This window comes from Streptomyces sp. NPDC017448 (genome assembly GCF_044330565.1).
Classification (GTDB): domain Bacteria; phylum Actinomycetota; class Actinomycetes; order Streptomycetales; family Streptomycetaceae; genus Streptomyces.
Map to the genome: position 1 here is coordinate 572,602 of NZ_JBIRLM010000002.1, position 21,791 is coordinate 594,392.

16 protein-coding genes are annotated in these 21,791 nt (G+C 73.5%); 3 read left to right on the forward strand and 13 right to left on the reverse strand.

All coding sequences use genetic code 11. The annotated features are described in order from the left end of the window. From ACH4K1_RS07130 to ACH4K1_RS07145, 4 genes are all read right to left on the reverse strand, one after another. The gene (locus tag ACH4K1_RS07130) at positions 1 to 2,067 is read right to left on the reverse strand and encodes an IucA/IucC family protein (RefSeq protein WP_398087364.1); all 2,067 of its coding nucleotides are present in this window, start codon (positions 2,065 to 2,067) and stop codon (positions 1 to 3) included. A 60-nt stretch (positions 2,068 to 2,127) separates the two neighbouring features. After that, a complete protein-coding gene (locus ACH4K1_RS07135; RefSeq protein ID WP_398087365.1) occupies positions 2,128 to 2,847 on the reverse strand; it encodes a GNAT family N-acetyltransferase in 720 nt (239 codons plus the stop codon). A gap of 82 nt (positions 2,848 to 2,929) precedes the next feature. After that, positions 2,930 to 4,834, reverse strand: a complete 1,905-nt coding sequence (locus ACH4K1_RS07140) for an IucA/IucC family protein (RefSeq protein ID WP_398087366.1) — start codon at positions 4,832 to 4,834, stop codon at positions 2,930 to 2,932. Positions 4,835 to 4,862: 28 nt separating this feature from the next. Beyond that, a complete protein-coding gene (locus ACH4K1_RS07145) occupies positions 4,863 to 6,257 on the reverse strand; it encodes a diaminobutyrate--2-oxoglutarate transaminase family protein (protein ID WP_398087368.1) in 1,395 nt (464 codons plus the stop codon). 354 nt (positions 6,258 to 6,611) lie between these two features. On the opposite strand from ACH4K1_RS07145, the gene ACH4K1_RS07150 reads away from it, so the two are divergent. After that, on the forward strand, positions 6,612 to 7,784 hold the full coding sequence (locus tag ACH4K1_RS07150; protein WP_398087471.1) for a trypsin-like serine peptidase: 1,173 nt from the start codon (positions 6,612 to 6,614) through the stop codon (positions 7,782 to 7,784). Between the two features lie 154 nt (positions 7,785 to 7,938). On the opposite strand, the gene hflX is transcribed toward ACH4K1_RS07150, so the two are convergent. The 6 genes from hflX to ACH4K1_RS07180 all read right to left on the reverse strand — a co-directional run bounded on the left by hflX (position 7,939) and on the right by ACH4K1_RS07180 (position 16,789). Then, a complete protein-coding gene (gene hflX, locus ACH4K1_RS07155; protein WP_398087370.1) occupies positions 7,939 to 9,459 on the reverse strand; it encodes a GTPase HflX in 1,521 nt (506 codons plus the stop codon). Between the two features lie 131 nt (positions 9,460 to 9,590). Further along, positions 9,591 to 11,036, reverse strand: a complete 1,446-nt coding sequence (locus ACH4K1_RS07160; RefSeq protein ID WP_398087372.1) for a M1 family metallopeptidase — start codon at positions 11,034 to 11,036, stop codon at positions 9,591 to 9,593. Positions 11,037 to 11,289: 253 nt separating this feature from the next. Further along, positions 11,290 to 13,461 carry a RelA/SpoT family protein gene (locus ACH4K1_RS07165; protein WP_398087373.1) on the reverse strand — a complete coding sequence of 724 codons (2,172 nt, stop codon included), beginning with the start codon at positions 13,459 to 13,461 and terminating at the stop codon, positions 11,290 to 11,292. A 171-nt stretch (positions 13,462 to 13,632) separates the two neighbouring features. Then, positions 13,633 to 14,499 carry a diaminopimelate epimerase gene (gene dapF, locus ACH4K1_RS07170; RefSeq protein WP_398087374.1) on the reverse strand — a complete coding sequence of 289 codons (867 nt, stop codon included), beginning with the start codon at positions 14,497 to 14,499 and terminating at the stop codon, positions 13,633 to 13,635. Between the two features lie 259 nt (positions 14,500 to 14,758). After that, complete coding sequence (locus ACH4K1_RS07175) at positions 14,759 to 15,211, reverse strand: hypothetical protein (protein WP_398087473.1); 453 nt, start codon at positions 15,209 to 15,211, stop codon at positions 14,759 to 14,761. Between the two features lie 384 nt (positions 15,212 to 15,595). After that, entirely contained in the window at positions 15,596 to 16,789 is a 1,194-nt protein-coding gene (locus tag ACH4K1_RS07180; RefSeq protein ID WP_398087376.1) for an MFS transporter, read from the reverse strand. Between the two features lie 53 nt (positions 16,790 to 16,842). On the opposite strand from ACH4K1_RS07180, the gene ACH4K1_RS07185 reads away from it, so the two are divergent. After that, complete coding sequence (locus tag ACH4K1_RS07185; protein ID WP_398087377.1) at positions 16,843 to 17,598, forward strand: AraC family transcriptional regulator; 756 nt, start codon at positions 16,843 to 16,845, stop codon at positions 17,596 to 17,598. A gap of 174 nt (positions 17,599 to 17,772) precedes the next feature. Here ACH4K1_RS07185 and miaA read toward each other — a convergent pair whose 3' ends face one another. After that, a complete protein-coding gene (gene miaA, locus ACH4K1_RS07190; RefSeq protein WP_398087379.1) occupies positions 17,773 to 18,711 on the reverse strand; it encodes a tRNA (adenosine(37)-N6)-dimethylallyltransferase MiaA in 939 nt (312 codons plus the stop codon). Between the two features lie 205 nt (positions 18,712 to 18,916). Here miaA and ACH4K1_RS07195 point away from each other — a divergent pair, with 205 nt between their 5' ends. After that, on the forward strand, positions 18,917 to 19,210 hold the full coding sequence (locus ACH4K1_RS07195; RefSeq protein ID WP_398087381.1) for an antitoxin: 294 nt from the start codon (positions 18,917 to 18,919) through the stop codon (positions 19,208 to 19,210). Between the two features lie 63 nt (positions 19,211 to 19,273). On the opposite strand, the gene ACH4K1_RS07200 is transcribed toward ACH4K1_RS07195, so the two are convergent. Beyond that, positions 19,274 to 20,014, reverse strand: a complete 741-nt coding sequence (locus ACH4K1_RS07200; protein ID WP_398087382.1) for a class III extradiol dioxygenase subunit B-like domain-containing protein — start codon at positions 20,012 to 20,014, stop codon at positions 19,274 to 19,276. A gap of 142 nt (positions 20,015 to 20,156) precedes the next feature. After that, positions 20,157 to 21,677 carry a tRNA (N6-isopentenyl adenosine(37)-C2)-methylthiotransferase MiaB gene (gene miaB / locus ACH4K1_RS07205; protein WP_398087383.1) on the reverse strand — a complete coding sequence of 507 codons (1,521 nt, stop codon included), beginning with the start codon at positions 21,675 to 21,677 and terminating at the stop codon, positions 20,157 to 20,159. Positions 21,678 to 21,791: the final 114 nt, after the last annotated feature.

The following is a 21,791-nucleotide window of genomic DNA, read 5'->3' on the forward strand; positions in this document are numbered from 1 at the left end:
TCACTCCCCCACGCGGACGGAGGGGTGCAACGGGTTGGGGACGGTCCCGTGGATCGCCGCGTGCGGGCGGTCGGCACGGTCCCGGTAGCCGTCGACGAGCAGGCGGTTGCGGTTCAGGCAGAGGCGCTCGATCTCGGGGGTGAGCATGTCGAACAGCTCGAACCGCTCCTTCAGCTCCGGGAAGCGGGCGTGGTGGCGGACGATCTCCGCCCGGACGAGTGACCAGAAGGCGTCCTCGGTGACGCCGAGCTGTTCCTCGCACAGCGGTGAGAGGTAGCGGAAGACGCCCACGAAGAGGCCGGAGTGGATGAACTGGGTGAGGAAGGACGGCTCCTCGGTGAGGAGGACGGCGCGCACCTCCTCGGGCATGGCGTCGTGCTCCGGCAGCGGGTGGGCGCTGACGTTGACGTCGTCCACGAAGTCCTTGATGGCGAGCCGCACGGGCACGTCGTCCGCGTCGAACACGACGATGGCGTTCTCGCCGTGCGGGGAGAAGACGGTGCCGTAGCGGTAGAGGAAGTGCAGCAGGGGCGGCAGGAGCGCCGCGAAGAGCCGCTTCAACCAGGTTTCCGGGGCCAGGCCGGAGCGCTCGACCAGCTCGGCGGTGAACGCGCGGCCCGCCGGGTCCGTATGGAGGAGGGAGGCGAGGGTGCGGGCGCGTTCGCCCGGGGCGAGACGGGGCGGCAGCGGCTCCCGCCAGATCGCGCCGAGGATCTCCTTGTACTGGTAGGGCACTTCGGGGAGGTGGTCGTACAGGGGGTGCTCGACGGTGACGGAGGCGACCTCGCCGAGGAGGACGACCCGGCAGCCGTCGCGGAGGAACGGGTCGTCCTCGCACAGTCCCTGGACCCAGGCGGTGACCGCCGGGGCGGCGAGGGTCCGCTCGGTCGGCAGGCCGCGCCAGACCAGGGTGTTGAGGATGGAGAGCGGGAGCTTCACCGTGTGCCGCTCGGGCCGGTCCACGTTGGCGAACGTGCGGATGGACTGCTGCGGGAGGCGGGCGTCGCCGTCCGTGTGCAGGGCGACGATGTCGCCGTCCGCGATGGCCGGGGCGTAGAGCGGCACGATCCACTCGTCCCACTGCCAGGGGTGCACGGGAAGGTAGAAGTAGTCCTGCGGATCACGCCCCCGGGCCCGCAGGACGTCGGCGAAGGCGTCCCGGACGTCCTGGTCGAGCTCCCCCGCGTACAGCTCCTCGGGGGTGCCGACGCGGCCCACGCCCCGGTACCGCGCGATGCGGGTGCTGACCGCGATCCACGGCAACCGGAGCGGGGTGCGGGCCTCGGGGGCGAAACGGTCGGCGTCGGAAGCGGAGAAGCCGAGCCGTCCCTTGCTGGCAGCCAGCCAGGGGTGGCCGGTCTGATGGCCCTCCAGCTCGGCGTAGTCGAGCGCGGCGAGCCGGTCCGCGGTGAGCGCGGTGTGGTCGAGCCGGGCGTCGGCGGAGAGCGTCCGGGTCAGCTCGCGGATGAGGTGGCCGAGGGTCGTGCCGTCGAGGCCGAGGAGGGTGCGGGCCCGGGCGAGGAACGTCAGCGGGTCGCGGAAGGGCCGGGGACCGGGCGCCGGACCGGAGGACGCGGCCGAGCCGTTGACGGGTGCTGGGGCGTGCGCGTCCGCGCGCGGGGGTGCTACGGCATGCGCGTCGACCTGCGACGGCGCGGCGGCGTTCGTTCCGGCGCGCGGAGTCCGGTCGGCGTACGCGGTGGTGGGAGCGCTCTCGGCCGCCGCGGCGGCGTCGGGGGGTACGGCGGCGGGTGCGCCGTCGGCGTGGGCGGCCGGGGGCGGTGCGGTGACCTCGATCGAATCGGGGTCGACGCGCCAACTGCCGTACGCGCCGCGCCGGGCCGTGAAGACGAGCACTCCCCCGTCGTCGAGGGTCAGGCGGTGAAGCCCGCCGGCTCCGGGGCCGGGGTCGGGGACGGGTTCGATGATCTTCTCGTAGGCGAACTCGCCGAGCATCTTGGCGAGGAGCCGTGCGGCGGCCCGGTCCCAGATCTGCCGGTTCAGCTCCGGAGGGCTGAACAGCTGCGGGAACCCGGCTGCGTCACGGCTCGCGGGATATATCGGCACGGGGACTCCTCCGGAAGGAACCTCTGGGGTTCGAGCGGTATGGAAGGTGCGGCGAGCAGGTCACAGCTGGTCTCGGTGGGTTCGGTCGCGGATCATCAGCGCGGCGCGCTTGTCGGGGAGGTCCACTTCGGCGGAGAAGCGGAAGCCGGCGCTGAGGAAGGCGGAGACGGACGGGGTGTTGCGCAGGTCCGGTTCGGCGACGACCCGCCCGCACCGCGGAAGGTGGTCCAGGACGAGGTCGGCGACGGCGCGGATGAGCGTGGCGCCCACGCCCCGGCCCCGGTTCCGTACGCCCCCGATGAGGAGGTGGACGCCGGTGTCGTGCGGCCGGGCCGGGTAGTGGCGGGCGAGCGGGTCGAGGTCGGCGCGGTAGATCTCCCAGTAGCTCATGGGCGTGCCGTCGAGCAGGCCGAGACAGGGGATGCTGCGGCCGTCCCCTTCGAGCTGGGGTCCGAGGTGGTCGGCGGTGACGGACTCCGGTCCGGAGAGCTCCCAGAAGGCCGCCACCGCTGGATCGTTCATCCAGCGGCTGAGGAGGGGGAGGTCGCGCTCCGCCCGGACGGGGAGGAGGGTGAACTCCCCCGCCGCCGTGCGGGCGGGCGCCCAGCTCCCCGGGTCGCCCAGCAGCTCGCTCGGGGCGTGTGCCGCCCCGGTGCCGCGGTCCTCGGCGATCACCGCGAGGAGTTCTTCGGTGAGCCGCAGGTCGAGGGTGTCCTCGACACCGGTGCTCCCGCCGTCGGGTGCGGCGCCGGGTTCCGCTGAGGCGTCGGCGGGAGGCATGGTGGCGCTCTCCTCTCTGGACCGGGTCTCGGTCGGTGGGCTGCTCCGGAACGGTGGCTCGGAGTCTGCCGGGTGCGGGTGTTCAGCTGTGCAGCGGGTTGGCGATGGTGACGTACACCGACTGGGTGTCGACCGGTCCGACCAGTTCGTCGAGTCCGTGCAGCCGGGTCAGCAGGTTGGCCTTGCAGCGCAGTCGGGGGTTCTCCAGGAGGTACGCGGGCAGGGGCGAACCCAGTTCCGCGGTCTCGGTGAGGAACCGGCGCAGGACCGCGAGGAGTTCCCGCTCGTCGGCCAGGCGTTGGGATCCGAACGCCCCGATCAGTCCGAGGACGTTGTTGATGCCGAGGTAATAGGCGAACCGTTCGTCGGTGACCGGGTCGGAGACGAAGGTGTCGCTGACGGCGCCGATGCCGGGGAGCCGCTTGTCCAGCTCGGCGCGGCGGGAGTCTCGGAAGTAGTAGCCCTGGTTGTCCCGGTAGCGGCCGCCGACCGGCCAGCCGTCCGGGTCGAGCAGGACGATCGTGTTCTGCTGGTGGGCTTCGAGCGCGACGCCGCCGTGGGCGTCGAGCCAGAGGACGGGGCGTACGACGTGGTGGAGATAGCGCCGGAACCATTCGGCACAGACGGCTCCGGCGGTGAGGCCGGTGCGGGTGGTCAGGCCGGAGACGACCTCCGCGAGCCGGGACCGCATGCCGGGGTGGCCGGGCCGGGGGCGTTGCGCGGTCAGCCCGGCGATGCAGGCGGCGTCGTCCCCGGGGCCGAAGGGGTTGTGGCGGAGCACGACGTCGAGCCCGGTGACGGGGGCGCCCTCGGAGTCGTCGACGGCGAGCCAGGCGGGGTCGCGGACGATGTCGAAGCCGGGGTGCTCCCGCCGCCAGCTCTCGGCCAGTCCGGTCGACAGGAGGCGGTGGACCTCGACGCCCCGGTGCAGCTCCTTGCGGAGGTTCTCCCGGCGGGAGTTGGTGATGCGTACGCCGAGGGAGAGCTTGAGCATCACCCGCGCCCCGGGCCGGTGCACGGTGCGGATGGAGGAGGTGGGGTGCCAGTGCTCGCCGTGCGGGCCGAGGTCGTGCAGCAGGCCGGACTCGGCGAGGGCCCGGACCTGGGGACGGTGGAGCAGGTCGGCCGCCTGCCACGGGTGCACGGGGACGGCGACGGTACCGGAGGGCGTCGTGAGCCCTCCGGCGTGCGGGGCGAGCAGTTCCTCCGCGGTGGCCGGTCCGTCCTCGGTCCAGGCGGAGTCGGTGGCGGTCAGCGACCGGTCGACGGCGAACCAGTGGAGCGGGAAGGACCCGTGGAGTTCGGGCGAGTAGCGGCGGGACTCCGCCTCGGAGAGCCCTTCGCGGCTCTTGGGCGTGGGGTGGAGGGGGTGGCCGAGCAGCAGGGACTGTTCGGCGGTGAGGAAGAGGTCGGCCTCGGCGGGGTCCGCCGGGGCGCGCCGCCGCTCCGCGACGAAACCGGCGGTGTGGCGTACGGAGTCGGCCACCCGGGCGACCAGGTCCCCCGCGCCGCTCTCGCCCCCCTCGCGGCCGATGAGGACGGCGACGGTGGCCGCGTCGGCGGGCGGGGCGCCGGCGGGGGCGGTCTCCAGGGCGGGTGCGCCGAAGCGGTGGGCCCCCGTGGCGGACCAGTAGCGCACGGGCACGAGGAGGGCGGTGCCGCTGGCGGGGAAGGCGATACGCAGGGTGTCGCCCTCGGGCCGGGGCAGGTCGTTCTCCCGGGCCCAGCAGCGCAGGAGGCTCTCCGTGCCGGCCGCGTCGGCGGCCCGCAGCGGGTCCGGGTCGTCGAGCGCGTCGGGGCTCGGGTCCTGGTCGGCCGGGGCGGCGGACACCGGGCCGGGCGCGTACGCGGAGGGGGCGGGGGCGTGCGGGGCTTTCTGACGGGGCACGACCATCGCCTCGACCGTGCCGGGGGCGGCCGGTCCGTCCTGCCCTCGGTGCTGGGGGGTCCCGGGGCCTTCGGCCTCGGGTGCGGGGGTGGGGTTCACGGCGTTCTTCCTTGTGGGGATTCCGGGTTCAGGGGGTGGACCCGGCGGTGGTGTGACGGTGCGGGGAGCGTTCGGCCGCTGCCAGCGCGTCGGCGAGACGGTCGACGACGGCGTCCGCCTGCTCGTCGGTGAGGGTGAGGGGCGGCAGAAGGCGCACCACGGCGTCGTGACGGCCGCCCAGTTCGACGATGAGGCCGCGCCGCAGGCATTCCTGCTGGACGGCTCGGGCGAGGGCCGGGGCGGGCGGCGGGGCGGGGGTGCGGTCGCCGGCTTCGGCGGGCAGGGGCGCACGCTCGGGATCCACCAGCTCCAGGCCGATCATCAGTCCGCGCCCCCGTACGTCACCGATTCCCGGGTGATGCGCCCTCAGTTCCCGCAGACGGGCGAGCATCCGGGCCCCCAGGACCGCCGCACGGTCCGCCAGGCGGTTCTCCCGGACGTACGCGAGCGTGGCAGCGCCCGCCGCCATGGCGAGCTGGTTGCCACGAAACGTACCCGCGTGCGCGCCCGGCTGCCAAAGGTCCAGCTCAGCACGGTAGACGATGACGGCGAGAGGCAGGGAGCCGCCGATGGCCTTGGACAGGACCATGACGTCGGGCACGATGCCGCTGTGGTCGACGGCCCAGAAGGCGCCGGTCCTGCCGACCCCGGTCTGCACCTCGTCGGCGATGAGCGGGATGGACCGGTCCTCGGTGATGGCGCGCATGCGGCGCAGCCAGGCGTCGGGGGCGGGGTTGACGCCGCCCTCCCCCTGGACCGGCTCCAGGATCATCCCGGCGGGGGCCGGGACGCCGCCCTTGCGGTCGTCCAGCAGGTGTTCGGTCCAGCGGGCGGCGAGGGCGGCGCCGTGCTCGCCGCCGGTCCCGAACGGGCAGCGGTAGTCCTGGGGGAAGGGCAGCCGGGTCACCTGGACGTCGCTCGCGCCGCCGGAGGCCGCCAGGGCTCCGGCGGTCATGCCGTGGTACGCGCCGGTGAACGCCAGCAGACCGGTGCGGCCGGTGGCGGCGCGGACCAGCTTGAACGCGGCCTCGACGGCGTCGGTTCCGGCGGGTCCGCAGAACTGGACGCGGGCGTCGTCGGCGAGGCCGCGCGGCAGGGAGGCGAACAGCTCGTTGGTGAAGGCGTCCTTGACCGGGGTGGCCAGGTCGAGCACGTGCAGGGGCGCACCGGAGTCGATGACCTTGCGGATCGCTTCGAGGACGACGGGGTGGTTGTGCCCGAGCGCCAGGGTGCCGGCGCCGGAGAGGCAGTCGAGGTAGCGGCGCCCGTCGGCGCCCTCGATGGTGAGCCCGCGGGCGCGCACCGGGACGATCGGCAGGGACCGGGCGTAGGTGCGGGCCGCCGATTCGCGCAGGGTCTGGCGGCGGAGGATGCCCTCGTGCGCGGTCGGCGGCGCCACCGGAGCGGGTTCGGTCACGGACACGGCTCTTGATCCTCCTGCGGTAACAGTCGCGTTGCACGTGGGTACGGTTTCGCGCGGACGCACCGAGGCAGTGAACGCTGTCCTGGTGTCCCCCGTACGTACCAACGACGCCGTCCGCGATGGATCACGGGCGCACCGGAAGATCCTCGCGGCCCCGGAACCGCGGACCTGCCGCGCACCGTCACCATCGGCACCGGCATAGTGGGGGCCGCAGCGGCGGCGGAAGCATCTGCTCCGGCGCCGGAGGCACCCGCAAGGCAGTACGAGTACCGAGTGACGAAGTCCCAGGGGGATCACCAGATGCGACCCATCCGCCCGACCCATACCGCCCGCCGCGGCAGGCGCGTACGCCGTATGCCCTCCACCGCGCTCGCCGCGACGGCCGTCGCCGCCGTGCTGGCGCTGACCGCCACCGCGTGCGGTCCCGAGGAGGACGACGCGGGCGGTACGACGCCCAGCGCCTCCGCCGACGGGGCGGCCGACGGCAAGGTCGTCATCCCGGACGATCTGAAGAACCGGCTCAAGGAGCACGGGATCGACCCGGACAAGTGGCGGGACGGCGAGTGGAAGAACTGGGACAAGGACAAGTGGCTGCGTGAGGCCAAGGACTTCGTCAACCCGATCATCGAGGACCTGTGGGATCCGGACCGGATGCGGGAGGCCGACAAGCCCCCGGAGAACCCGGTCGACAACGACATCTCGGGCGACGACGGCGTGACGGACCCGACGCCGGCCCCGGTCCGGGCCGCCGGTGTCGCGACGCCGTACCACGACAACGCCCCGGAGGCCGGGAAGCTGCTCTTCGACGGCCCGCAGGGTTCGATGGTCTGCTCCGCGACCGTGGTGAAGGACCCGGCCAACCCGGGCAGGTCCAACATGGTGTGGACCGCCGGGCACTGCGTGCACGCGGGCAAGAAGGGCGGCTGGTACCGCAACATCGCCTTCGTCCCGGCGTACAACAACGACGGGCTGTCGCCGGCCGAGCTGGAGACCGCGCCCAAGGAGAAGATCGCTCCGTACGGCGTGTGGTGGGGCGACTGGGCCCAGACCTCGGAGCAGTGGATCGCCCAGGGCGCGTCGACCGGCGGCCAGGGCGCTCCGTACGACTTCGCGGTGCTGCACGTGACGCCGGAGAAGGGCGCGGGCGGCAAGTCGCTGGAGGAGACGGTCGGTTCGGCCCTGCCGGTCGAGTTCGACGCCCCGGCCGTGCCGCAGATCGCGGAGATGACGGCCACGGGTTACCCGGCCGCGCCGCCGTACGACGGCCAGAAGCTGCTCCGGTGCGAGGACAGGCCGGGCCGGCTCTCCGTCTTCCGGGACCAGCCGACGATGTACCGCATCGGCTGCACGATGACCGGCGGCTCCTCCGGCGGCGGCTGGGTCGCGGCGGGCCGGGACGGCAAGCCCGCGCTGGTCTCGAACACCTCGATCGGCCCGGTCACGGCCGGCTGGCTGGCCGGACCGCGACTCGGCGAGGAGGCCGAGGGCGTCTACCGCGCGGTGAGCCGGAAGTACGCGGGCCGGTAGGTCCTGGTCCGCGGCCTCCGGGGGTTGCTGCCGGGGCCGCGGACGTTCGGCGCCCGGCAGCTCGCCGGGCGGTGACACAACGGCGAGGGCCCGGCCCCGAGCTCTCTGGAGAGTTCGGGGCCGGGCCCTCGGCTGTCGTGCGGTTCCCGCGCCGTCAGTGCGGGGTGAGGACGAAGGTCTCCAGCTCGGCGGCCAGCTCCTCGTGGACCTGGGCCTTGAGCAGGGTGCCCTCGGCGGTGTGCTCCTCGGAGAGCACCTCCCCCTCGGCGTGCACCCGGGAGACCAGGGCCCCCTGGATGTACGGCACGAGCACCTCGATGTCGACGGAGGGCCGGGGCAGCTCGGTGTCGATGAGCGCCAGCAGCTCGTCCATGCCCTCGCCGGTCCTGGCCGAGACCACGATGGCGTGCTTCTCGTTGCGCAGCAGCCGCTGGATGACCAGGGGATCGGCCGCGTCCGCCTTGTTGATCACGACGATCTCCGGCACGTCCACCGCGCCGACGTCCCGGATCACCTCGCGCACCGCGGCGAGCTGCTCCTCCGGCACCGGATGGGAGCCGTCCACTACGTGCAGGATGAGATCGGACTCGCCGACCTCCTCCATCGTGGAGCGGAACGCCTCGACGAGGTGGTGCGGCAGGTGCCGGACGAACCCGACGGTGTCGGCCAGCGTGTAGACGCGGCCGCTCGGCGTCTCGGCCCGGCGGACGGTCGGGTCCAGGGTGGCGAACAGGGCGTTCTCCACCAGGACGCCGGCCCCGGTCAGACGGTTGAGCAGCGAGGACTTGCCCGCGTTGGTGTATCCGGCGATGGCGACGGACGGCACCTTGTTGCGCCTGCGCTCCTGCCGCTTGATCTCGCGGCCGGTCTTCATCTCCGCGATCTCCCGGCGCATCTTCGCCATCTTCTCGCGGATCCGGCGCCGGTCCGTCTCGATCTTCGTCTCACCGGGGCCACGGGTGGCCATGCCGCCGCCACCGCTGGAACCGCCGCCGCCCATCTGGCGGGAGAGCGACTGGCCCCAGCCGCGCAGCCGCGGCAGCATGTACTGCATCTGCGCCAGGGAGACCTGCGCCTTGCCCTCGCGGGACTTGGCGTGCTGGGCGAAGATGTCGAGGATCAGGGCGGTGCGGTCGACCACCTTCACCTTCACGACGTCTTCCAGGTGGATCAGCTGGCCGGGGCTCAGCTCACCGTCGCAGACGACGGTGTCGGCGCCGGATTCGAGCACGATGTCCCGCAGCTCCAGTGCCTTGCCCGAGCCGATGTAGGTGGCCGGGTCCGGCTTGTCGCGCCGCTGGTACACCGCGTCCAGCACCTGCGCGCCCGCCGTCTCGGCGAGTGCGGCGAGCTCCGCGAGGGAGATCTCCGCGTCGTGCACCGTCCCCGAGGTCCAGACGCCCACCAGCACGACGCGCTCCAGGCGCAGCTGGCGGTACTCGACCTCGGTGACGTCCTCGAGCTCCGTGGAGAGACCGGCCACGCGTCGCAGGGCCGCGCGCTCGGAGCGGTCCAGCTGGTCGCCGTCCCGGGCTCCGTCGATCTCGTGGCTCCAGGCGACGTCCTCTTCCATCAGGGCGTCGGCCCGGCGGGCCTCGGTGAGGCTCTCGGTGGTGTCCTCCGTGGCGCTCTGCGCGTCCTGCGCGTCCTGGGGAAGGGAAGAAGAGGAGGTCATTGGATCCTTACGTCGATAGAAGTCTTTACGTCAGTCACAACGCGTGCTCTTCCCGGATGATTCCCCGCCGGGGACTCCGGTGCGGCCCGCCGCGCCGACCCGTCGATAGTGGCACGGGTCCACCGGGCCCGTCACGCGGGTTTCGCGCTGCTCCAGTCCGGGTGCCCGGGCATCGGCGGGGTCTTCTTCCCGTACAGCCAGCCGTCGAAGAAGGCGGTCAGCTCCCGGCCGGAGAGACGGGACGCGAGGCGGATGAAGTCCGCGGTGGTCGCCGTGGCGTCCCGGTGCGCCCGGACCCAGGTGCGCTCCAACCGGTCGAAGGCGGCCTCGCCGATCTCCTGGCGCAGGGCGTAGAGGACCAGCGCGCTGCCGTCGTACACGACCGGGCGGAACAGGCTGAGCTTCTGCCCCGGGGCCGGGCCGTCCGGGCGGGCCGGCGGGCCGCCGGCCGCGCGCCAGCGGTCGGAGAGCCGGTACGCCTCGCGCATCCGCCGCTCCAAGGTCCCGCCCCCGTGCTCCTCGGCATACCGGGCCTCGTACCAGCTGGCGTGGCCTTCGTTGAGCCACAGATCGGACCAGCTCGCGGGCGAGACGCTGTTGCCGAACCACTGGTGGGCCAGCTCGTGGACCATCACCGACTCGACGTACCACCGCGGGTAGGCGGGCTCGGTGAAGAACGACTTCCCGAACAGCGACAGCGTCTGGGTCTCCAGGGCGAACCCGATCGGGCTGTCGGCGACGAGCACCCCGTAGGTCTCGAAGGGGTAGCGGCCGACCTGCTTCTCCATCCACTCCAGCTGGGCCGGGGTCTTCTCCAGCCAGGGCTCCAGCTTCTCCCGGACGGCGGCCGGGACGACGTCGCGCACCGGCAGACCGTGCGGGCCGGTGCGGTGGGCGACGGCGGAGCTGCCGATGGAGACCTGGGCCAGCTCGGTGGCCATGGGGTGCTCGGTGCGATAGGTCCAGGTAGTGGCGGCCCCGTGCCGGGTCCTGCCCGCGGGCAGGCCGCCCGCGACCGCCGTCAGCTTCTCGGGGGCGGTGACGCGGAAGGTGAAGTACGCCTTGTCGGAGGGGTGGTCGTTGCTGGGGAAGACGCGGTGGGCGGCGTCGGCCTGGTTGGCCATGGCGAGCCCGTCGGCGGTGCGCACCCAGCCGCCGTCGTCCCCGGAGCCGTTCGGGTCGCTGGTGTGCCGGACGGTGATGTCCACCGGTACGCCCGCGGGGAGGCGGCGCGGGGCCTGGACGACCAGGTCCTCGTTCTTGCTGCCGAAGTCGGCGGACCGCCCGTCGACCTCGACGCCCCGGACGGTCCCCCGGGCGAAGTCGAGGTTGATCCGGTCCAGCGGGGCGGTGGTGCGGGCCCTGACCCGGGTGACGGCGTCCAGGGGCTTGGTGTTGTCGCCGTGGTAGGTGAGGGCGATGTCGTACGCGAGGACGTCGTAACCGGGGTTGCCCAGTTCGGGGAAGAGCCGGTCTCCGATGCCCAGGGGCTCGGGAGCGGGCAGGGCGGCGGCGACGAGGGCGGCAGAGGAGGCCGCCAGGAGAGCGGCGCGCAGGCGGCGGGTCGGGAACGGCATGGACTACCGCTATCAGCGCGGTGCCGTGTGGCAGGGGAGCCGCGCGCCGCGCCACCCGAACGAGGAGGGACGGCGGTGGCCCGCGAGAGGTACGCGTCGGCCGGCTCCGCGGCCGCGCGAGGGCCCGCCCGCCGGGCTCCGGGGTCGGCCCGGCGGTCCTCGGGCGGGCTCCGGGCCCGTCTCCGGGGCGTCCGGCGGGCCGGGGCCTCTCGCCCCCGGGAGCCCTTCCGGGGGGACGCTTCCGGGAGCCGCGTCAGCCCGTCGGGGCCGGGTGCTGGGCGCGGCTGACGTCGTAGACCCCGGCCACCTCGCGCATGGCGCGCATCAGGGCGGGCAGACCCGCCGCGTCGGGGAGCTGGAGGGTGTAGGTGTGGCGCACCCGCTGCTCGCTGGGCGGCTCCACGGTGGCGGAGACGATCGCCGCCTCGGCGGTGGCGATGGCCTCGGTGAGGTCGGCGAGGAGGCGGGGGCGGCCGAAGGACTCGGCGACGAGGGTGACCCGGCAGCCCGCGTCGGACTCCCGGCCCTCGGCCTCCTCCCAGCGGGCGCCGACCGGGGCGCGGCCGATCTCCCGCATGGCGGCGACGGCGGGGCACTCGCGGCGGTGGACGGTGACCGCGCCGCCCCGGACGACGAAGCCGGTCAGCTCGTCGGGAGGCACCGGCGTGCAGCAGCCGGCCAGCCGCACCGGCGCGTCCGGTCCCTCGACGACGACCCCCCGGGCGCGGGGGCCGGACCGCGTGCGCGGCGGCGCGAAGCCCCCCGGGCCCCCGCCTTCCGTCGCGGCCGGCGCCGGGCGGCGCGGTCCGGGCCGCCCGGGGCCGGTCGCGTCCACGGTCTCCGGGTCGGGTTTCGCCTGGTCGGGGTGGTCGGTGAGCCAGCCGGTGATCGCGATCCGGGCGGCGGGGGTGCGGGCGTGGTCGAGCCAGTCGGGCGAGGGCCCGGAGGCGGTGTCCTGGGCGAGCAGCAGTTGCACGGTGTCGCCGTCGCCGAGGACGGTGCTCAGGGTGGCGAGACGGCCGTTGACCCGGGCGCCGATGGCGGCGTGGGCCCGGTCGCCGTACTGCGCGTAGGCGGCGTCGACGCAGGTGGCCCCGGCGGGCAGCCCGAGCGTGCCGCCGTCGGTGCGGAAGACGGTGATCTCGCGGTCCTGGGCGAGGTCGTCGCGGAGGGTGGTCCAGAAGGTGTCGGGGTCGGTGGCCGACTCCTGCCAGTCCAGCAGCCGGGAGAGCCAGCCGGGCCGGGTCGGGTCGGCACGCTCGTCGGACGGCTCGGTCTGCGCGGAGGCGTGGTCGTGGGCGTACGGGTTGCCCAGGGCGACGACGCCCGCCTCGGCGACCTTGTGCATCCGGTGCGTACGGATGAGGACTTCGGCGACCGCGCCCGCCGGGCCGACGACGGCGGTGTGCAGCGACTGGTACAGGTTGAACTTGGGGGCGGCGATGAAGTCCTTGAACTCGGAGACCACCGGGGTGAAGCAGGTGTGCAGTTCACCGAGGACCGCGTAGCAGTCGGCGTCCTCGCCGACGAGGACGAGGAGCCGTCCGAAGTCGGTGCCGCGCAGCTCGCCGCGTTTCCTGCGGACCCGGTGCACGGAGACGAAGTGGCGGGGCCTGATGAGGACTTCGGCGCCGATCCCCGCCTCGCGCAGGGTGTGCCGTACGTTGTCCGCGATCGTTTCGAGGGGGGCGGCCCGGTCCGCCGCCGCGATCAGGGCGCGGGTCTCCTCGTACTCCTCGGGGTGCAGGATCGCGAAGACCAGGTCCTCCAGCTCGGTCTTGAGCGCCTGGACGCCGAGCCGTTCGGCCAGCGGGATGAGGACGTCCCGGGTGACCTTGGCGATCCTGGCCTGCTTCTCGGGGCGCATCACGCCGAGGGTCCGCATGTTGTGCAGCCGGTCCGCGAGCTTGATCGACATGACCCGGACGTCGTTTCCGGTGGCGACGAGCATCTTGCGGAAGGTCTCCGGCTCGGCGGCGGCGCCGTAGTCGACCTTCTCCAGTTTCGTCACGCCGTCGACGAGGTAGCAGACCTCGTCCCCGAACTGCTCCTTGACCTGATCGAGCGTCACCTCGGTGTCCTCGACGGTGTCGTGGAGGAGGGAGGCGGTGAGCGTGGTGGTCTCCGCGCCCAGCTCGGCGAGGATCAGCGTGACGGCCAACGGGTGGGTGATGTAGGGCTCGCCGCTCTTGCGCATCTGGCCGCGGTGCGAGGACTCCGCGAGGACGTAGGCCCGGCGCAGGATGCTCAGGTCGGCGTCGGGGTGGTGGGCGCGGTGCGCCTCCGCGACATGGCCGATGGCGTCGGGCAGCCGGTCGCGGGAGACCGGCCCGCGCAGCGCCACCCGGCCCAGTCTGCGCAGATCGATCCGGGGGCGGCTCCGCCTGCGAAGGGGGGCGCCCGGGTCGGCGGCCTCTGCACTCATGGGCACCTCCGGCGACGTCGACCGGCGCTGGGCGGGGGCGGATGCCCCTCGGGGCCGGTGCTTGATGCTATCGAGCCCACCACGTGGCGCAGTCCAGCTCTCGCCCAGCGTGAAACGGATCACCCATTCGAGCGAAGCCCGGGCGGGTCACTGTTTCCCCTGAGCCATTCCTCAGGAGGTTTCGAGCCACGCCTGGTCGATGACGCCCTCCGCGACGATCACGGCGGGACCGGTCATGTCGATCGCGCCGTCGGGGTGCTCGGTGATGACGAGGGTGCCTCCGGGGAGGTCCACCCGGTACGTGGCGGGGAGGCCGGTCTCGGCGGGGTCGGCGCCGTCCCGGCGGGCGGTGGCGACGGCGACGGCGCAGGCGCCGGTGCCGCAGGACCGGGTCTCGCCGGAGCCCCGCTCGTGGACGCGCAGGGCGACGTGGCGCGGGCCCCGGTCGACGACGAACTCGACGTTGACGCCCTCGGGGTAGACGGCCTCGGGGCTGACCGACGGGGCGGTGAACAGGTCGCCCGCGTGGTCCAGGTCGTCGACGAAGGCGACCGCGTGCGGGTTGCCCATGTTGACGTTGCGGGCGGGCCAACTGCGGTCGCCCACGCTGACGGTGGCGCTCTCCTCGGGCAGCAGGGCGTGCCCCATGGAGACCGTGACGTCGCCGTTCTCGGCGAGGTGCACGCGCTTGGGGCCGCCCCGGGTGGCGACGGTGAGGTCGCCCTCCTCGACGAGTCCGGCGAGCTGGAGGTGGCGGGCGAAGACGCGCACGCCGTTGCCGCACATCTCGGCGACCGATCCGTCCGCGTTGCGGTAGTCCATGAACCACTCGGCCGCGTCCGCCATGTGCCGCGCCTCGGGGTGCGCGGCGGACCGCACGACGTGCAGCAGGCCGTCCCCGCCGATGCCGGCGCGGCGGTCGCAGAGGCGGGCGACCACGTCGGCGGGCAGCGCGAGGGCGTTGTCCGGGTCCGGGACGATCACGAAGTCGTTCTCGGTGCCGTGACCCTTGAGGAAGGCGATCTGCGAGGTGCTCACGAACCCACTGTACGAGGCGGCGCCGACGACCCGGGCGAGCGGGCCGGGCGGCCGCCCCCGGGCCGGGTACGCGTCCCGTACGAGCGGGGCGCGCGGCGGCCGGCTCCCGGGGGCCCGAGGGCGGCCCGGTGCGGGCCCGGTGGTACGAGCGGCGCCCGGGCCCCGGCGGATGCCGGCCGTAGGCACCCCCGGTGCCCCCCGGCGGTGCGCGGGGGGCGGGCACCGGGGCGTCCGAGCGCGGTCCGGCGCGTGCGGGGCGTCAGCGCAGGCGGGCGACGCGCCAGACGGCGAGGGCGACCAGGGCGATGCCGGTCGTCGCGTACAGGGCGATCACCCGCCAGTCGGGGCGCTCACCGGAGCCCCGGGAGGGCAGTCCGGGCCAGGTGTGGCCCACGCGGCGGGCCGCCATCATGCCCCAGCCGGCGGCGCAGCAGCTGATCAGGAGCCCCAGCATGGCGACGATGGCCCCGCCGTCGCCGAACTCGAAAGCGAGGGGGAAGGCGAACATCAGCGAGCCGACCGCGGCCAGCGCGACGATGGGGGCGAGCTGCCAGATCCGCAGCTTGCGGGTGGGGCGCAGCTCGACCTCGACCTCGGGGCCCACGTCCTGCTCGTCGGGGCCGTCGGGGCTCAGCCGTCCCGCGCTCTCCCGCGGCGACGGCACCTCGTGCTCGCTGTCGCGCTGCTCCGTGTCGCGAGGGCCGGCCTCCATCGCCACGCGCCCTCCCAACTCGGACTCCACCTGTGGATCGATGTTTGATGATGGCACGAGCACGGGCGCCGAATTGACGGCCGGGGCGTCCCGATGCCATCACGTGATCAGGCTGTTATGGCCTAGCTTGGCGGTTTGCGCAGGTCAGACGACTGCTGCTGGTCGGCGAGTCAGCAAAAGGTCAGCAATAACCCCAGGTCAGCGCCCGGTTACAGGCCGAGGCCGAGCCCGAAGAGGGGACCGCAACCATCATGTCGAACAAACTTGCGCGGGGCCGGGGGAGCTTCTTCAAGCCCTGCGAGTGCCGCCGGCTCGCGTCGCGGTCTGTGTGCGGGGGCTTCCGTGCCGGTGCGAGATCTCTTGCGGAAGAGCGCGAGGAAGACATCAGCTCTTCACCTCCTCAGGGGTAGGAGAGTCGGTCGTCGCGGCCGGCCGGTCGGGCACAGCCGGCTCGACGAGGGTCCAGCACAGCAGCCAGGCCAGCGCCGGGAGGGCGATCAGGGGCATGAGGGCGGTCTGCAGGGACGTGACGTCGGCCAGGCGTCCGATCAGGGGGCTGAACAGGCCGCCGATGCTGATCGTCAGCCCGAGCGTGATGCCGCCGGCGGTGCCGACGCGGTTGGGCAGGTAGTCCTGGCCGAGCGTGACCTGGAGCGAGAAGGGGATGTAGAGCCCGGCCGAGGTCAGCGCCACGAACAGGTAGACGGCGGGGCCCGGTACGAACACGAGTCCCGCCACGGCGAGGACGGTCAGGAGGTACGACTGACGCACCACGGTGACGCGGTCCCAGCGGTCCGCCAGTTTGCCGCCGAGGACGGTGCCGACCGCGCCCCCGAGATAGAGCACGACGAGTGCGGCCGTCCCGGCCGCCATGCCGCCGCCGGTGCGCGCCCGTACGTAGAACGCGACGAAGGTGCTCAGGCCGATGAAGACGATCGACCGGCAGATCACCGCGAGGGCCAGTTTCGTGAAGGACGGCCAGTCGTCGCGCCGGGCGGGGGCCTGCGCCGGGGCGCTGGACCCGGCGGCCGTGCGCTCGATCCCGCGCAGCACGGGAAGGCACAGGGCGCTGCCGATCAGGGCAGGGAAGATGAGCAGTGGCGAAAGCCGCAGGCCGCCGGTTCCCACGACCACGGCGATCAGGACCGGGGCGAACGCGAAGCCCAGGTTGCCGCCCAGGGAGAACCAGCCCATGGCCGTGTTGCTGCCCTTGCTCGCGATGCGCGCCACGCGGGCCGATTCCGGGTGGTAGGCGGCGACACCGACGCCGCCCACGGCGACGAACACGAGGGTCAGGGCGTAGGAACCGCTCAGTCCGCTCAGCGCGATGCCCAGCCCCCCGACGATCGTGCTCACGGGGAGCAGCCACGGCATCGCACGCCGGTCGGTGAGCACACCGAACAGGGGCTGCGCCACGGAGGAGAGGAGCGACGCGGCGAGCACGATGCCCGAGGCCGCCGCATAGGTGTATGCGCGCTCGGCCACGAAGTACGGGACCAGGGCGGCCACGGCGCCCTGGTAGACATCGACGCAGACGTGTCCGACGGACAGCAGGGTGATTGCTCGGTTCTTTGCCACCGGACCATCGTCGCCCTGGACTCACGGGCGCACTTCCGATAAAAGGACAAGTAATGAAGGGTATTCGCCATGAGTCGATCGCTCCGACGCGCACCCAGTGGCTGGCGGCGGGGACGGACATCGATGCCCATCGCCATGACGACCACCAGATCATCTACGCCGCGCGCGGCGTCCTGGCCATCACGACGGACACAGGGACGTGGATCGCGCCCGCGAACCGGGCGATCTGGGTGCCGGCGGGCACCGTCCACGCGCACCACGCCCATGGGGCGCTCGACCTGCGTCTGGTCGGACTGCCCGCGACGGACAACCCGCTGGGGCTGGACGCGCCGACCGTGCTGACGGTCAAGCCCCTCCTGCGGGAGCTGATCCTCGCCTACACCCGCGATCCGGACGACGACAGTGCCGAGCGGCGCCGGTTGCGGGCCGTGCTGCTGGACCGGCTGGCGGCGTCCGCGCAGCAGGCGCTGCACCTCCCGACCCCCACCGACAGCCGCCTCAAGGAGATCTGCGACATCCTGCGGGCGAACCCCGGTGAACAGCGCACGCTGGCGGCGCTCAGCAAGGAGGCCGGCGTCAGCACCCGTACGCTGTCCCGCCTGTTCACCTCCGACCTCGGCATGACGTTCCCTCAGTGGCGCACCCAGCTACGCCTCTACCAGGCGTTGGTGCTGCTGGCCGAGGGCGTCCCGGTGACCACGGTGGCGCACCGGTGCGGCTGGTCCTCCGCCAGTGCCTTCATCGATGTCTTCCGCCACGCCTACGGCCACACCCCGGGCAGACACCGGATGGGCGGCACGGACGCCTGACGCTCCGTCCGGACGGCGACGGCCGCCGCGTGGCGCCGGGGCGGGGAGCGTGGTGGATCACGAGGACCTGCCGGTCCACCATGACCCCCGCCCAGACCGCGGATCCCGTGCGGGTGGCGAGGATGTCCGCCCAGGTGACGGCCCTGATCCGCAGCTTGTTCTCCTGTCATGCGATCAGGCTGTGACCGCTCGTTCGACCAACGCCAGCGCCCGCTGCGGGAGTTCTCCCCGGTCACGGTCTCCCCCGCCGAGCCAGACGACACGCGTGTCCCGGCGGAACCACGAGTCCTGGCGGCGCGCGAAGCGCTTGGTGGCGCGCACGGTCTCGGCTCGCGCCTGGTCCTCGGTGCACTCCCCCGCCAGCGCCGCGAGAACCTGCTGGTAGCCGAGCGCCCGGGACGCCGTGAGGCCCTCGCGCAACCCGGACGCCTCCAGGGCGCGCACTTCGTCCACCAGCCCCGCCTCCCACATCCGGTCGACACGTCGGGCGATGCGCTCGTCGAGTTCGGGGCGGTCCACGTCGACGCCGATCTGCACGGCGTCGTAGACCGGCTCCTCGCCGGGCAGGTTGGCGGTGAACGGCTTGCCGGTGATCTCGATCACTTCGAGGGCGCGGACGATGCGGCGGCCGTTGCCCGGCAGGATGGCACGCGCGGCGGCGGGGTCGGCGGCGGCGAGCCGGGCGTGCAGGGCTCCCGGGCCGTGGTCGGCCAGCTCCGCTTCGAGCCGTGCGCGGATCCCGGGGTCCGTCCCGGGGAACTCCAGGGCGTCGATGGTCCCCTTCACGTACAGCCCGGAGCCGCCGACCAGGATGGGGGTGCGCCCCTCGGCGAGCAGCCGGTCGATCTCCCGGCGGGCGAGCCGCTGGTACTCGGCGACGCTGGCGGCCTCGGTGACGTCCCAGATGTCCAGCAGCCGGTGCGGTACGCCGTCGCGCTCGGGGAGCGTCAGTTTGGCGGTGCCGATGTCCATTCCCCGGTAGAGCTGCATGGAGTCGGCGTTGATCACCTCGCCGTCGAGACGCTGGGCGAGGAAGACCCCCAGATCCGACTTTCCGGCGGCCGTGGGGCCGACGACGGTGATGACGCGGGGGGCGGGGGTGCGAGGGGTCACCGGGACAGTCTCCCAAACGCCCGCGCCCTCCCGGACACGGCAGGGCCCGCAGGGCGCACGGGGGTACGGGGAAGGGCGGCTTCCAGGACGCGCCCGGAAAGGGCCGAAGAGGGTGTGAAAACGGCAGGAACGGACAGGTGACGGACAATGGGGGCGGGAGCACGCTCCCGCGCACGCACGTCCTCACCGCACGGAAGGTGACCCAATGGGGTTCCTGGACAACCTGAAGGCCAAGCTGGGACCGGCCAAGGAGAAGGTCGGCGACCTCGCGCAGCAGCACGGGGGCAAGATCGAACAGGGCCTCGACAAGGCCGCGCGCACCGTCGACCAGAAGACCAAGGGCAAGTACAGCGACAAGATCGACACGGGTACGCGCAAGGCCAAGGAGGCCGTGGACAGGCTGGGGCAGAAGGACGGCGGCACGCCCGGAGCTCCCGGTACGCCCGGCGCCCCCGGTACGCCCGGCCACACCCCGCCCCCGCCGCCGCCCGCTCCCTGACGCGGTGGACAGGCCCCGGAGGCGGGTGCGGAGCCGAGCGCTCCGCACCCGCCTCCGGGCTGTTCAGGACCAGGCGGCGACGATGTAGCCCACGCCGTACGGAGCGTCCCCGTACAGCAGCCGTCCGGCGAGCCCGGCGTCCCGGGCGGCGCCGGCGAGGAGCTGCCAGGGGGCCCGGCCGGCCGCCTGGAGTTCATGGGCGAGCGTCGCGTCGAGCGCCGCGAGGGCGTCGAGGTCCGCGGAGCCGAGCGCCTCGGTGGCCCGGGCGTCGAAGTCGGCGGCCCGCTCGTCGAGGTAGCCGGGCGCCTTCACCGTGCGGCAGGCGCTTCCGTCACCCATCACCAGGAGCGCGACCCGCTCCGCGCGCCGGGCCAGGACCTCTCCGGCCGCGGCGCAGTCCTCCGCGGCGGCGGCCGCGGGCAGCGCGAGCCCTTCGACGGGCGCGCCCGTCCAGCGGGCCCGGTCCAGCAGCCACGCGCCGACCGTGAGGGACTGCGGGAGCGGCCGGCCCGGGGTGGAGGCCGCGTCGGACATCTGGCCGAGGGTCACCTCCAGATCCACGCCGACGCCCCGGAAGGTGCCGCGCGTCCCGGGCGGGAAGGGTCCGACGGACAGGATCCCGCCCGGCCCGGGCAGGGTCTCGCCCGGTCCCACGACGACGAGCAGGTCCGGGCGCGAGGCGGCGAGCACTCCCACGGCGTCGAGGCACGCGTCCCGCGCGGCGTCGAGTTCGGGGGCGGCTCCGGCGGCGACCTCGGGCACCAGGAGCGGCGGGCAGGGGCACACGGCGGCGGCGACAAGCATGCCGGTCAGCGTACTGGGCGGTCGCCGGGGGCCCGTCCGCGAGCCGCGGGCCGTGCGGTGCCCGCAGGGCCGGAGCCCTGCGGGGCAGCTGGTCGGGCCCGGCCGCGCCGAGGGCCCGAGCAGCCGGTGCGGCCCCGAGCCGTCAGCCGATACCGCAGGCCGGGGCCGTGGCGGCCGGGAGCGGGTCGGGGGCGCCGATGCCGGGGAGCCCGAGCATCACGCCGGCCGGCTCGGCGGCGGCCCCGGCGGTGCGCTTCTCCCACGCGTCGCCCGCACGGGTGGACCGTACGGCGAGCGGCGTGCCCTCGGCGAGGAGGTGGTGCGGGGCGGCGTAGGTGATCTCGACGGTCACCACGTCACCGGGGCGCACGGCCTGCTCGGGCTGGGTGAAGTGGACCAGGCGGTTGTCGGGGGCGCGGCCGGAGAGGCGCCGCGTGGCGCCGTCCTTGCGCCCCTCGCCCTCCGCGACCATGACGTCGAGGGTGCGGCCGACCTGCTTCTTGTTCTCGTCCCAGGAGATCTGCTCCTGGAGGGCGGACAGGCGCATGTACCGCTCCTGGACGACCTCCTTGGGGATCTGGCCGTCCATCTCGGCGGCCGGGGTCCCGGGGCGCTTGGAGTACTGGAAGGTGAACGCGTTGGCGAAACGGGCCTCGCGGACCGCGTACATCGTCTGCTCGAAGTCCTCCTCTGTCTCGCCGGGGAAGCCCACGATGATGTCGGTGGAGATGGCGGCGTCCGGCATGGCCGCGCGCACCTTCTCGATGATCCCCAGGAAGCGCTCCTGGCGGTAGGAGCGGCGCATCGCCTTCAGGACGCGGTCCGAACCGGACTGCATCGGCATGTGGAGCTGCGGCATCACGTTGGGCGTCTCGGCCATGGCGGCGATGACGTCGTCGGTGAAGTCGCGGGGGTGCGGCGAGGTGAAGCGGACGCGCTCCAGGCCCTCGATCCTCCCGCAGGCGCGCAGCAGCTTGGAGAACGCCTCGCGGTCGCCGATGTCGGAGCCGTACGCGTTCACGTTCTGGCCGAGCAGGGTGATCTCGGAGACGCCCTCGGCGACCAGGGCCTCGATCTCGGCCAGGATGTCGCCCGTGCGGCGGTCCTTCTCCTTGCCGCGCAGCGCCGGGACGATGCAGAACGTGCAGGTGTTGTTGCAGCCGACCGAGATGGAGACCCAGGCCGCGTAGGCGGACTCGCGGCGGGTGGGGAGCGTGGAGGGGAACGCCTCCAGGGACTCGGCGATCTCGATCTGCGCCTCCTCCTGGATGCGGGCGCGCTCCAGGAGGACCGGCAGCTTGCCGATGTTGTGCGTGCCGAAGACGACGTCGACCCAGGGGGCCCGCTTGACGATGGTGTCGCGGTCCTTCTGCGCGAGGCAGCCGCCGACGGCGATCTGCATCCCGGGGCGCTTGGTCTTCATGGGCGCGAGGCGGCCGAGGTTCCCGTACAGCTTGTTGTCGGCGTTCTCGCGGACCGCGCAGGTGTTGAAGACGACGACGTCGGCGTCGCCGTCGGAGCCCTCGGGGGCGCGGACGTAGCCGGCGTCCTCCAAAAGGCCCGACAGCCGTTCGGAGTCGTGGACGTTCATCTGGCACCCGTAGGTGCGCACCTCGTAGCTCTTCTGGACGTCCACTGCTTCGCTCCGGTTGCCGCTGTTCATGGGACAAGGGTAGGCGGTTGCCGGGCGGCGCCCCTCCCGTCCCCTCCCCCGGCCCCTTCCAGCCCCGGCCGCTGTGGGGCGGACCTCAGGGGGAAGCCTGGCCAGGGGGCCGGT

Excerpts from the sequence above, each read along its gene's own strand:
- ACH4K1_RS07165 (WP_398087373.1), bottom strand. The coding sequence starts at position 13,461 with ATGAGTGCAGAGGCCGCCGACCCGGGCGCCCCCCTTCGCAGGCGGAGC.
- ACH4K1_RS07175 (WP_398087473.1), bottom strand. The coding sequence starts at position 15,211 with ATGGAGGCCGGCCCTCGCGACACGGAGCAGCGCGACAGCGAGCACGAG.
- ACH4K1_RS07195 (WP_398087381.1), top strand. The coding sequence starts at position 18,917 with ATGGGGTTCCTGGACAACCTGAAGGCCAAGCTGGGACCGGCCAAGGAG.
- hflX (WP_398087370.1), bottom strand. The coding sequence starts at position 9,459 with ATGACCTCCTCTTCTTCCCTTCCCCAGGACGCGCAGGACGCGCAGAGC.
- ACH4K1_RS07200 (WP_398087382.1), bottom strand. The coding sequence starts at position 20,014 with ATGCTTGTCGCCGCCGCCGTGTGCCCCTGCCCGCCGCTCCTGGTGCCC.
- ACH4K1_RS07185 (WP_398087377.1), top strand. The coding sequence starts at position 16,843 with ATGAAGGGTATTCGCCATGAGTCGATCGCTCCGACGCGCACCCAGTGG.
- ACH4K1_RS07160 (WP_398087372.1), bottom strand. The coding sequence starts at position 11,036 with ATGCCGTTCCCGACCCGCCGCCTGCGCGCCGCTCTCCTGGCGGCCTCC.
- miaB (WP_398087383.1), bottom strand. The coding sequence starts at position 21,677 with ATGAACAGCGGCAACCGGAGCGAAGCAGTGGACGTCCAGAAGAGCTAC.
- ACH4K1_RS07135 (WP_398087365.1), bottom strand. The coding sequence starts at position 2,847 with ATGCCTCCCGCCGACGCCTCAGCGGAACCCGGCGCCGCACCCGACGGC.
- ACH4K1_RS07150 (WP_398087471.1), top strand. The coding sequence starts at position 6,612 with ATGCCCTCCACCGCGCTCGCCGCGACGGCCGTCGCCGCCGTGCTGGCG.